The organism is Haemophilus parainfluenzae, from assembly GCF_014931395.1.
GTDB lineage: Bacteria > Pseudomonadota > Gammaproteobacteria > Enterobacterales > Pasteurellaceae > Haemophilus_D.
In genome coordinates this window covers 949538-962636 of the sequence record NZ_CP063120.1, presented here as the reverse complement: position 1 = coordinate 962636, position 13099 = coordinate 949538, and the positions used below count along the sequence as shown (strand labels likewise).

Annotated in this window: 10 protein-coding genes; 3 read left to right on the top strand and 7 right to left on the bottom strand. The window is 37.8% G+C overall.

What is annotated here, in order from left to right; all coding sequences use genetic code 11:
• Window positions 1–230 precede the first annotated feature (230 nt).
• The 3 genes from iolD to iolG are packed head-to-tail and all read left to right on the top strand — an operon-like array spanning window position 231 to window position 4127.
• Window positions 231–2177, top strand: a complete 1947-nt coding sequence (gene iolD, locus INP94_RS04740) for a 3D-(3,5/4)-trihydroxycyclohexane-1,2-dione acylhydrolase (decyclizing) (RefSeq protein WP_197544180.1) — start codon at window positions 231–233, stop codon at window positions 2175–2177.
• Between the two features lie 40 nt (window positions 2178–2217).
• The gene (gene iolE / locus INP94_RS04735; protein WP_014064784.1) at window positions 2218–3114 is read left to right on the top strand and encodes a myo-inosose-2 dehydratase; all 897 of its coding nucleotides are present in this window, start codon (window positions 2218–2220) and stop codon (window positions 3112–3114) included.
• 2 nt (window positions 3115–3116) lie between these two features.
• Window positions 3117–4127: an inositol 2-dehydrogenase gene (gene iolG / locus INP94_RS04730; protein ID WP_197544179.1), complete on the top strand. Its 1011-nt coding sequence runs from the start codon at window positions 3117–3119 to the stop codon at window positions 4125–4127.
• Between the two features lie 293 nt (window positions 4128–4420).
• Here iolG and INP94_RS04725 read toward each other — a convergent pair whose 3' ends face one another.
• The 7 genes from INP94_RS04725 to INP94_RS04695 all read right to left on the bottom strand — a co-directional run bounded on the left by INP94_RS04725 (window position 4421) and on the right by INP94_RS04695 (window position 13088).
• Window positions 4421–5374 carry an ABC transporter permease gene (locus INP94_RS04725; RefSeq protein WP_049375417.1) on the bottom strand — a complete coding sequence of 318 codons (954 nt, stop codon included), beginning with the start codon at window positions 5372–5374 and terminating at the stop codon, window positions 4421–4423.
• Window positions 5375–5429: 55 nt separating this feature from the next.
• Window positions 5430–6941 carry a sugar ABC transporter ATP-binding protein gene (locus tag INP94_RS04720; RefSeq protein ID WP_111326388.1) on the bottom strand — a complete coding sequence of 504 codons (1512 nt, stop codon included), beginning with the start codon at window positions 6939–6941 and terminating at the stop codon, window positions 5430–5432.
• Between the two features lie 60 nt (window positions 6942–7001).
• Entirely contained in the window at window positions 7002–7934 is a 933-nt protein-coding gene (locus INP94_RS04715; protein WP_197544178.1) for a sugar ABC transporter substrate-binding protein, read from the bottom strand.
• 78 nt (window positions 7935–8012) lie between these two features.
• On the bottom strand, window positions 8013–8951 hold the full coding sequence (locus INP94_RS04710) for a substrate-binding domain-containing protein (RefSeq protein ID WP_049380131.1): 939 nt from the start codon (window positions 8949–8951) through the stop codon (window positions 8013–8015).
• Between the two features lie 269 nt (window positions 8952–9220).
• Complete coding sequence (locus tag INP94_RS04705; RefSeq protein ID WP_197544177.1) at window positions 9221–10360, bottom strand: Gfo/Idh/MocA family protein; 1140 nt, start codon at window positions 10358–10360, stop codon at window positions 9221–9223.
• A 91-nt stretch (window positions 10361–10451) separates the two neighbouring features.
• Window positions 10452–11960 (bottom strand): CoA-acylating methylmalonate-semialdehyde dehydrogenase, encoded by a 1509-nt coding sequence (locus tag INP94_RS04700; protein WP_193475716.1) that lies wholly within the window; start codon window positions 11958–11960, stop codon window positions 10452–10454.
• A gap of 291 nt (window positions 11961–12251) precedes the next feature.
• A complete protein-coding gene (locus INP94_RS04695) occupies window positions 12252–13088 on the bottom strand; it encodes a phosphatidylinositol-specific phospholipase C domain-containing protein (protein WP_197544176.1) in 837 nt (278 codons plus the stop codon).
• Window positions 13089–13099: the final 11 nt, after the last annotated feature.

Genomic DNA, 13099 nt, shown 5'->3' with positions numbered 1-13099 from the left:
TTTCATTTTTTAGACATTAATCACAAAATCAATATCTAAAAACTGTTCTACTACATTTAAAACAATCCTGTTTACTACACTGTCTAACCTTCATTTATAAAATCGAATTCTCATGCTAAAAAAAGTTTGATCTATGTCTCAAAAATGAAATTTTTATTTCAAAAATATTTAAAATTAGAAGAATGCTTATATACTAGCACTAATGCAAGTTACCCTAAAAGGAGATTACAATGAAAACTGTAAGACTAACTGTGGCACAAGCGCTAATAAAATTCCTTGATAATCAATATATTGAGTTTGACGGTAAAGTCACTAAATTTGTTGAAGGTATATTTGGTATTTTTGGACATGGCAATGTATTAGGTATTGGTCAAGCATTAGAACAAGACAGCGGTAATCTCATCGTTCGTCAAGGGCGTAATGAACAAGGTATGGCTCATGTGGCCATTGGTTTTGCAAAGCAAAATCTACGCAAAAAAATTTATGCGTGCACCTCTTCTGTTGGGCCTGGTGCGGCCAATATGATTACCGCAGCCGCAACCGCAACCGCCAATCGTATCCCACTTCTTCTTTTACCGGGTGATGTGTTTGCAACCCGCCAACCTGATCCTGTTTTACAACAAATTGAGCAATTTCACGACTTAAGCATTAGCACAAATGATGCATTTAAAGCAGTAAGCAAATATTGGGACCGTGTTAGCCGTCCTGAGCAATTGATGACTGCCTGTATTAATGCCATGCGAGTATTAACTGACCCAGCAGATACCGGTGCAGTAACTCTTGCACTACCGCAAGATGTTCAAGCTGAAGCCTATGATTTCCCTGAATATTTTCTACAAAAACGGGTTCACAGAATTGAAAGAACACTACCAACTGAGCCGATGTTGAAATCTGCCATTGAGCTTATTATGAGTTCGAAAAAACCATTAATTATTTGTGGTGGTGGTGTGCGTTATTCAGAAGCCGCAGAACAACTCAAACACTTTGCAGAAACATTCCATATTCCTTTTGCAGAAACACAAGCGGGTAAAAGTGCGGTCGTTTCTGAACACAGTTTTAACGTTGGCGGTGTCGGTGAAACAGGTTGTTTAGCCGCTAATCTCTTGGCAAAAGAGGCAGACCTCATTATCGGTATTGGTACTCGCTATACGGATTTCACTACTTCCTCTAAATGGATCTTTCAAAATCCAAATGTGAAATTCCTAAATATTAACATTGCCCGTTTTGATGCTTATAAATTAGATGGCATTCAAGTGGTTGCAGATGCGAAAGAAACGCTAGAAAAACTCACCGCACTTCTATCACCAACAGGTTATCGTTATCGTGCACAATGGGGCAATTCAATTAGTGAAGCTAAAGCTCAATTTAAACAGGAATTACAACGTATTTATCACGCGACTTACACTGAAAAAGATTTCATCCCAGAAGTGAATGATGCCTTGGATCGAGAAAAAGTTTATGAGGAATTTATTAAGCTTACTCAATCTTGCTTAACACAAAGCCGTGTTCTAGGCATTCTCAATGAGACCTTAGGTGAAAACGATATCATTGTAGGGGCGGCTGGTAGCTTACCTGGCGACTTGCAAAGAGCGTGGCAATCTAAAGGTGAAAATACCTACCATTTAGAATATGGTTATTCTTGTATGGGCTATGAAGTCAATGCGGCTTTAGGAGCAAAATTAGCTCAACCAGAAAAAGAGGTTTATGCCTTATTAGGTGATGGTTCTTATATGATGCTTCATTCTGAACTTGTCACATCCATACAAGAAAATAAAAAAATTAACGTCGTGTTATTCGACAATATGACTAACGGATGTATTAACAACTTACAAATCGGCAATGGTATGGATAGCTTTGCGACAGAATTCCGTTTCAGAAATCCACAAACTAACAAATTAGATGGTGGATTCGTACCTGTCGATTTTGCCATGAACGCTGCTTCTTATGGATGTAAAACCTACAAAGTCACAACAGAAGAAGAATTGTACGAAGCCTTAGCAGATGCTAAAAAACAAAATGTTTCCACCTTAATTGATATCAAAGTACTACCAAAAACCATGATACATGGTTACGGCAGTTGGTGGCACGTCGGCGTAGCAGAGGTTTCTGAAAAAGAGACTATCCGTAAGGCTCATGAAAATAGTGTGAAACACATTAACGAAGCGAGACGCTATTGATTTATCTCCAATTTAACCACTCTTTCGAGAAGGAAAAACTATGAAAGCTGAAAACGTGAAATTAGGTATCGCGCCAATTGGTTGGACTAACGATGATATGCCTGATCTTGGCAAAGAAAATACCTTTGAACAATGTGTTAGTGAAATGGCGCTGGCCGGTTTTACTGGATGCGAGGTCGGGAATAAATATCCGCGCGATGTGGAAGTGCTAAAACACAAATTGAGTGTTCGTGGAATTCAAATTTGTAATGCTTGGTTTAGTACCTTTTTTGTAGATGGCAAAAAAGAAGAAACGATCAAAGAATTCATTAAACATCGAGATTTTCTTCATGCTATGGGAGCTAAGGTTATTGGCTGTTCAGAACAAAGCCGTAGTATCCAAGGCACAACAAAAGCTGTTTTTAAAGAAAAAACTGTTTTTACTGAAGAAGAATGGCAGCTCCTTGCTGAGGGCTATAATGAACTAGCCAAATTAGCAGCTGAAAAAGGAATGAAAGTATGCCTGCATCATCACATGGGTACAGGTATTCAAACTCCGGCTGAAATTGATAAATATATGGCAGTCGTTAACGATGACGTGTATTTGTTATTTGATTCTGGTCATATCTATTATTCTGAAGGCTCACAAAAAGCGATGCTAGACGTATTAGAAAAATACATAGACCGAATTTGCCACGTGCATTTAAAAGATGTGCGTGATGAAGTCGTGGCTGAAGTAAAAGCAAATGATCTTAGCTTTTTAGAAGGTGTTCGCAAAGGCACATTTACCGTACCAGGTGATGGTGTAATCGATTTCAGACCAATTTTTGATATTCTTGAAAAACACAATTATAAAGGCTGGATGGTGGTTGAGGCAGAACAAGACCCAGCCATCGCTAACCCATTTGAATACGCCGTCAAAGGCCGTAAATACATTAAAGAAACAGCGGGGATCTAATTATGATTAAAGTAGGTATTATCGGCGCCGGTCGTATTGGTCGCGTACATTCTGAAAGTATTACAAAATATGTGAAAGGCGCTGAAATTAAAGCAATTTCTGACGTCAGAGTGACAGATGAACTTAAACAATGGGCGAAAGGCATGGGCATTGCTCATGTTTATGAGGATTACAAACAAATTCTACAAGATCCTGAAATTGATGCTGTATTAGTCTGTTCTTCCACCAATACCCATGCGCCAATTTCTATTGAAGCTGCTCGAGCAGGCAAGCACATTTTCTGTGAAAAACCAGTTGATGCAGATGTCAATCGTATCAAAGAAGTCTTAGCAGAAGTAGAAAAAGCTGGCGTGAAATTCCAAGTTGGCTTTAATCGCCGCTTTGACCATAACTTCAAAGCGATTAAAACTCGCGTAGAAAATGGTGATATTGGTGAACCGCACTTAATTCGAGTAACCTCTCGTGACCCAGATGCACCACCAATTGAATATGTAAAAGTATCTGGTGGAATGTTCTTCGATATGACCATTCACGACTTCGACATGATTCGTTATTTATCTGGCAGTGAGGTTGTAGAAGTGTACGCAGCTGGTGGTGTGTTGGTCAATCCAGAAATCGGTAAAGCTGGCGACATCGACACCGCTGTTATCACCTTAAAACTTGCTAACGGTGCTATTGGTGTGATCGATAATAGCCGAAAAGCAGTTTACGGTTACGATCAACGAGCTGAAGTATTCGGCTCAAAAGGGGCGGTGCAAACTCGCAATGATACCGATTCTACTGCGGTTTATTCCTGTGAAGCCGGTGTGATTGCCGAGAAACCTAAATATTTCTTCTTAGAACGTTATATGCAATCTTTTGCTGACGAAATGGCTTGTTTCGTTGATTCCGTAGTGAGCGACAAACCGACTTTAGTGAATGGTAATGATGGATTACAACCGGTAATTATCGCTCTTGCAGCTAAACGTTCATTAGATGAAGGACGCCCAGTCAAATTAGCAGAAATTGCTTAGAACTAAACATATAAATATAGAAAAAGGCCTAAAGAAATTTAGGTCTTTTTTATATCCTAAAACAACAAAAAATGGTGAGAAATATTCCCTTATTTATCATAACAATTTAGTTTCTAATAAGTCCAACTAGCATTTCAGATAATTACTACGTCATTTCAAAAACGCCCTCTTTTTTGACCGCACTTTTCTTAATAAAAACGCATACATGTATTCTTTTTATGCTTTAAACCTTAATGCAAATAAAAAGGCTACCATAGGTAGCCTTTTCTGAAATCAATGGGTATTTGTCTCCATTACCCTTTTTTACGACGTTTTAAAGTATCAAGTAATACTGCGATTACAATAATCGCCCCTTTAACAATTTGCTGCCAGTATGGGTCCACACCTAACATATTTAAGCCTTTATTGGTGGTACCGATAATTAAAGCTCCAATCACACACATTGGAATAGTACCGAAGCCACCACTTAAAGAAACCCCACCAATAACGGCTGCCGCGATAGCATCAAGCTCCCAAGCTAAACCGTAAGATGGGTTACCCGCATAGGTTCGTGATGCGAGTAAAGCGCCTGCTAATCCAGATAATGCTCCACCTAGAACATAAACCCAAATTAATGTTCTATTTGTGTTAATACCACAAATTTTAGCTGCATTCAGATTTCCACCTACTGCATAAACATGACGACCAAAAGTTGAACGGCTAAGTAAAATATGAGAAGCAATCACAATTAAAATATACAACAAAACCAGCCCTGGAAGTCCAAAAATATTCACATCAGCAATCCAGGTAAATGCTTCTGAAGATGCATCAATTGGACGACCATCAGAATAAAGCTGTGCAGCACCACGTGCAATAATCATCATACCTAAAGTTGAGATAAACGGCGGAATGCCTCCAAGCGCTGTCAATCCACCATTAAATAATCCCAATAAAGCACCAATTAAAATTGATGCGGCAAAAGCCAGTAGCGCAGATGATACACTATCGTTACCAGTCACAATTGAAGCAGAAACGACCGCTGTAAGCGCCACCACAGAGCCTGATGATAGATCAATACCTGTGGTAATGATGATGAAGGTTACGCCAATTGCAATAATACCAAACATGGATACCTGTTCGATAATACTCCATACTGTTCTAGCTGAAAAAAATCCGTCTATTGAAACAGATAATGCCAAAAAGAGAAGAATTAAAATTAAGACCATTCCATACGCATTAATCATTTTCTTCAGTGTCACGTTTTCCATAATAAACCTCTCACTTTTTTAATCTTAATAAATAAACTATTCTAATTAATAGACACTAACCCGAAGCCAATTCAAGTACTCGCTCTTGAGTCAATTCTGTATGTGGAATGATGCCAACTTGATGCCCTTCATGCATAACCATAACGCGATCACTCATTGATAAAAGCTCCAACATATCTGACGTAATCATAATGATCGTTTTACCTTGTTTTGATAACTCAACCATCAATTTATAGAGCTCAGCTTTAGCCCCTACGTCAATCCCTTTTGTTGGTTCATCTAAAATCAAAATTTCAGGCTCTAGTAATAACCAACGAGCAAGCAATACTTTTTGTTGGTTACCTCCAGACAGATTATTCGTAATCACATCCACATTTGGCGCTTTTATTTTGAGTTTTGTTTTTTGTTCATTTGCCGTTTTTTGTGCTCTTGCAACAGATACAAGGAAATTCTCTAAATAAGGCGACATTTCCGGCATAATCATATTGTCTGTAATGCTCAGATTTAGGAATAAGCCTGTCAATTTTCTGTCTTCAGTTACAAAGCCAATTTTATGCTTCATGGCATCTAGCGGATTATTAATAATCGCTTTTTCGCCTTTAATATAAATCTCACCACTATCCGCAGGTTTATAACCAAATAAGCCTTCTACAATTTCCGAACGACCTGCACCAACTAATCCAGCAATACCAAAGATCTCACCTTTACGTACAGCAAAATTAATATCTTGATATTTTCCTTCTCGGGTAAAATGTTTAATTTCTAAAACAATCTCATCAGATAACTCAAAACGCTCACGTTGGAACATTTCTGACATATCACGGCCAACCATCATGGAAATGAGTTGTTCTTTGGTCACTTCTTTTGTTGGCTTCGTATCCACATATTGACCATCGCGAATTACCGTGATCTCATCAGACACTCTAAAGACTTCATCTAATTTGTGAGAGATGAAGATAATCGCAATGCCTCTTGCTTTAACCGTCTCAATAATGCGATAAAGTTGATCTACTTCATTTTCAGTTAATGCCGTTGTTGGCTCATCCATAATGATCACCTTCGCATCATTAGAAACGGCTGTCGCAATCGCAACCAACTGAGCTTTTGCCACCGATACATCGGACATTTTTTCTGTCACATCCATTGGCACACCAAGTTCTTTTAAAATAGCGGAAGCTTGCTCATTCATTGCTTTTTGATTAAGGAAAAATTTACCTTTCGTTATTTCCCGACCTAAATAAAAATTATCCGCAATCGTCAAATTAGCAGCAGGAGAAATTTCCTGAGGCACCATAGTGAGACCTCGACGAATTGCATCAATAGGACGTCCCGGTTTAAAAGGTTTATCATCTAGAATAAGTTCTCCACCTTCATCAGGAATATAAATTCCATATAGAATTTTCATCAATGTGGATTTACCAGCTCCATTTTCCCCCATCAGAGCGTGAACACTTCCACGCTTGACCCGGAGATTGATCTGATCTAATGCCTTAACCCCAGGAAATGTTTTCGATACATTTCTCATTTCTAAAATATAGGGAGAATTTGAGCTATTACTATTCGTCATGTTTAACTCCTTGACTCGGTAAAAATAAATACGGAAATAACGTTATAAAGTGCGGTAAATTTACTCCTTATATTTGTTGATATATTGTTCCTTCATTTCTGGGGTAACCAATTCAAAAGGAATCCAGTTATATTTGGGAACTTCTTCACCAAGCGCAGCCTTGTAGGCCATTTCTGCACTCAATCGTCCTTGTCCTGATGCAGATTGATAAACGGTAGCATCTAATCCGTTACCTAAATAAGCTAAAGCATCTGGTGTTGCATCAATTCCTACAATGAGTATGTCTTCATCTTTAAAGCCAAGTTTCTTTGCAGCCAATAAAGCCCCTATCGCCATTTCATCATTATTGCTTAGAATTACATTTGTATCTCGGTGAGCTGAAAGCAAGTTTTCTGCGACTTCCATCCCCTTAGCTCTATCCCATTTTGCTTCTTGTTCTGCGACCACTTTAATTTCAGGATGCTGAGCAAAGATCTTTTTATTACCTTCTGTTCGTTTAATTTGAGCTTCTAACCCCAACGGTCCAAGTAAAATAATGGCTTTAGCTGGTTTACCATTCAATGAATTAACAATAAATTTGCCCTGCATTTCACCACTTTTAATTTCTTCAGAACCAACGTAGCTCGCTACGTATTGCATGTCTTCTTCATTCGGTTTCACTGTCACCACAATTAAAGGAATCTTCGCTTTTCTTGCTTTTAATCCAATGGCTTTTACGATCTTTTGATCTGTTGGCATAATAATCAACGCATCGACCTTTGAATCAATAAAATTTTCCACATCATTTAACATCTTAGCGGGATCGCCATTCGCATCGGCATATTTAAATTTAAGATTAGATTGGGAGGTGACAAACTTATCCATGGAATCCTGCAAATACGTGGGATATTTATCTGCAAGGCTATACATTGAAACACCAACTACTATCGACTTGGCTAAAATAACTGGGGCGAAAAAGAGACTAATAACTAAAATGCATACTTTTTTTAACATTGTTCATCCCTCCATTAATAAATCTCTTTAGCTTTAACCGGAAGGGTTATGACCCTTCCGTTATTTAGATGAGAAAATCTATTTTTTATATCTTGCTTGATATTCCTCTTTTTTATCTGGTGTAACGAGTTCAAAAGGTACCCATTTCACAGCCGGAACTTTTTCACCTTTTGCAGCAAGGTAGGCCATTTCAGCCCCCGCAGAACCTTGTCCTGCAGCTGATTGGAATACCGTAGCATCTAATCCTTTACCTAAATAATCTAATGCATCAGGTGTTGCATCAAGACCAACAATAATTAAATCTTCATCTTTAAGACCTAATTTTCTACCTGCTAATACCGCACCAATCGCCATTTCATCATTATTACTAACAACAACATTTAAATTTTTATTTGCCGCAAGTAAGTTCTCTGCAATTTCTAAGCCTTTAGCTCTATCCCATTTACCTTCTTGTTCCGTAAAAATTTTAATATTTTTATGCTGACCAAAAATTTCCTTATTACCTTGTGTACGCTTAATTTGAGCATCCTGACCTAAAGGTCCCATCAAGATAGCAGCTTCAGCAGGGTTACCTTTTAAGGTATCAACAATGAAGTTAGCTTGAATACGTCCACCTTCGATTTCATCCGATCCTACATAACTAGTAACGAACTGCATATCTTCGTCTAATGGTTTACGGTTGATAATAATGAGAGGGATACCGGCTCGTTTCGCTTTTTTGCCAATAACCTTAACAATATTTGGATCTGTTGGAACCACTAGTAATGCATCAACTTTTTGATCAATAAATGTTTCTGCATCGTTTAATAAACGAGCGGGGTCACCATTCGCATCTGCAAGTTTAATTTCCACATCATCATGTGCTTTATCAAACTCACGAATGGCATCTTGAAGATAAGTTTGCCATTTATCAGAAAAGGCAACCATTGGTGCACCAATCACAACATTTTTAGCGACAACAGCTTGAGACGTTAATAAAACTCCACCAAAAAGTAACGCAAGCAATGTTTTTTTCATAATGCTACTCCCTTTATCAGTTAAACGAATAACAAAGATTGAAATACAGCTATACTCTCTCAGTATGCGAATATAAATTTCACCAATGCACAAATTGGAATAAATCATCCAACACTATCTATATCATTAAAAGAAGATTTTCTGCAACTGTCATTTTTTGAAAGTGTGAAGTAGATCTTACTTTTTAGTTGAAAATATTTACTATTCGCAAAATCTTCCGATTAATAATAAAAAATAAGGGGCACTATAATTGAATGCCCCTCATCGAATTACGCTATTTCTTCCACGTTTACCCAACGTTTTTGGTGATACGATAATGCTATTGCATCTAACACGCGAGACACCTTATATCCTTCTTCAAAATCAGGATATAAAACACCTTCAGGTGAAGCTAAACCATTTACTAAATCTCTGATCTCCACCGTTTTCTGATCGTTAAAACCAATACCATGACCTGCGCTCACACAAAAATTCTTGTAATCAGGATGCAATGGTCCAGTAAGGATTGTTTTAAATCCTTGTCTTGCTGGATCTTCATCATGTAAATAAAGCTTTAATTCAGCCATTCTTTCTTGAGTATAAGAAATACTGCCTTTTGTCCCCGTAATCACATAGCTCAGTCCCATTTTTCGTCCACATGCAATTCGAGACGTTTCAATCGTTCCCATGCATCCATTATCAAATCGAACCAAAGCTGTCGCCTGATCTTCATTCTCTACAGCTAAACGCTCTTGTACATTATGAGGGTTTGGGCGATTTTTAATTACTGTTTGCATGTCTCCAATAACAGCCCGAATATCCTGCCCTAATAAGTACTGAGACATCTGTACAATATGAGCCGCTAAATCCCCCAATGCACCTAGTCCTGCTTTTTCTTTCACACAGTGCCAATCTAATGGTGTATTTTCGTTAGCTAAGTAATCTTCATTATGAGTACCATAAAAATGTACTACTTCTCCAATTTCACCATTAGCAATAATTTCTCTGGCTAATTGAGTAGTTGGATTTTTTATATAATTAAACCCAACCAAGGTCTTAACATTTGCTTTCTTTGCCGCTTCATACATTAATTTTGCATCTTCTGCTGTGAGCGCTAGCGGCTTTTCAGAGTAAACATGTTTACCATTAGCAATAGCCGCTAATGCAATTTCTTTATGGAGAAAGTTTGGAGTGCAAATATCTACTACATCCACATTTGGATCTTGCACAATATCCCTCCAATCCCCTGTAAAACGTTTAAAACCGAATTCTTTTGCCTTTTCCTCGGCTAATTCTGGCGTAATCTCGGCTAAATATTCCAGAACCAATTCAGCATCAAGTGGAAATACTGTTGGCGCCTGAGCATAAGCAATGGCATGGCAACGACCGATATATCCAGTACCTATCAAACCAATACGAACTTGTTTCATATGATATCCTTACTATTTATTGCATAGAACAAGAGGAGATAACATCCTCAACGCAATTATCTCCTCTTTATGATTTAAAAAATTATGTTAATTACAGTGTCGGCATACTAAATGCAGCATTTTCAATTACATATTTATTTGGCCAACGTGTTGTCGTTGTTTTCATCTTCGTATAGAAACGGACACCGTCCGGACCATAAACGTTCAAGGTACTGTAAGATGAATGCTTCCAACCACCGAAACAATGGAATGACATCGGTACAGGAATCGGCACATTAATGCCCACCATTCCCGCTTGAACATGATATGCAAACTCACGAGCAGCACCACCATCAGAGGTAAAGATAGCAGTACCATTTCCATAAGGATGTTCATTAATTAACTTCATAGCCTCTTCAAAGCTTTTTGCTCTGACAATTCCCAATACAGGTCCAAAAATCTCTTCTTTATAAATCACCATATCGGAAGTGACATTATCGAACAAGGAACCCCCGATAAAGAAACCATTCTCATGACCAACTGGCTTTTTACCTCGACCATCAACAAGAAGTGTTGCACCTTCTTCCACACCAGTTGTAATATAATTTGTCACATTGTTGAGATGTTGCTGAGTAATTAATGGACCAAAATCCATTTCTTTTTCACCATCTTTTGGAATACCTGGACCATAACGCAGTGCTTCTACTTTTGGTTTTAAAGCTGCCACTAATTTATCTGCAGTTTCATCATCAATCGTAACCGCCAATGCCAATGCCATACAACGTTCTCCCGCCGCACCAAATGCGGCACCTAATAAAGCATTTGCAGTAGATTCAATATCTGCGTCTGGCATAATTAATGCATGGTTTTTCGCTGCACCAAAAGTTTGTACACGCTTGCCAAATTCTGAACCAACTTTATATACATGCGCTGCCGCTGGTGTAGAACCCACAAAACTCACCGCATGAACACGCGGATCTCGCAATAAAATTTCATTATCGTGACGATCACCATGCACCACATTAAATACGCCATCTGGTAAACCTGCTTCTTTTAACAGTTCAGCTAAACGAATAGATAAGGAAGGATCTGCTTTAGCTGGTTTTAAAATGAAGGTATTGCCGCAAGCTAATGCAATTGGGAACATCCACATTGGCACCATTGCAGGGAAGTTAAATGGCGTAATACCAACTGTTACCCCTAGTGGTTGCAAAGATGAATGAATATCGATGCCACGTCCTGCTTGCTCTGAAAATTCACCTTTTAATAAATGAGGAATACCGCATGAGAATTCAACAACTTCCAAACCACGAGTCAATTCACCACAAGCATCAGAATAAACTTTACCATGCTCCTCAACAATTAAACGAGCTAATGAATCCCAATCTCTTTCTAGCAATTCTTTAAATTTAAACATAATCCGGGCACGACGTAGCGGAGAGGTTGCTGACCAATCAGCAAACGCTTTATGTGCTACTTCTACAGCTTCATTTACATCATCCGGAGTACTCATAATCACTTGGCGAATTTGTTCACCTGTGGCTGGATTATAAATTGGATGCGCTTTTGTCCCTCTGCTTGGCACTTGTTTACCATTAATAAAGTTATAAACAGTTTCCATTTTGAACTCCTTCATACAGTTTCAGAAATTAAGATGCGACAAATGAATAACAACTTGCATAAAAAACAATATTCACTATCTAGGGTTAACATAGATTAGGGCAATAAATCGAACTTTTCAATTCATATTTGATTAAAATTGAACTTTTTATTTCATTTTGTGATCTATGTCTGATTTTAAAAATAAAAAAGCGATACACTTATTGGAATGTATCGCCTCACAGAATTTGAATTGTCGTATATCTTATTCAACAATTAACTAAAAAGGATAATCGAGAAGGATTTCATCCTGCTAATGATTTAGCATAAAAACTTCTCTAGACAAGCTTGGATCAATAAAATCATAAATTTGAACCCCTCTAATCCCCTGCTTACTTTTCCAAAATATTTGTGTATATGGATTTAAATTTTCAGCATAAAGATCAGGAAAACCAAATTCCCCATTAGTCGCACTAATATGATTGAGAATGAGCTTATCAGCTGGAATACGTATACTATTTTGGATAAGGTGTTCGACTGCCTCCTGTTTTTGATGAATAGTTGGACCATCCCACAAATCTTGCAATTCTATATTAGGGTTACAATGCCAGTTTGCTGCCCAGAATTTGTTTTCCAAATGATTAAATTTAAATTGAACAGGAGAACATTCTAAAGCGATAATTTTTCCTCTCACATCTTCAACCCTAGGCCATTTAGGATTTCCCTCCATATCTAACTCATTCTCAGTCCAAAAATAGAACATAGATGCATACTGGCTTATTTTCTCTAACAAAGATACTCCATACGCCTCAAAGTCATCCTTATTCTCATTGGCATTTTGAATACGCATCAAAATGAACTCTTTGGAATTTTGTTGTAAAAAATCATGACAATTTTTAATAATTTGATCAAATGTAATATGGCTTATCCATTCTCTGTGAGCGGCAACCATCTCTTGTCTTAATCGAATATCTAAAAACCGCACACCACAGGATAGTTGTTCCTCAAGAGATAAATGTTGTGTTTTATAGTATCTCTGCTGACAACTAGCTGTCATTGTATCGTGTGTACCCGGTATCAGTAATTCTGAAATACATAACCCAGAATCACAAAAAGACATCCAATTTCTTCCATTAATTAATTTATCCATAAGACTCTAAC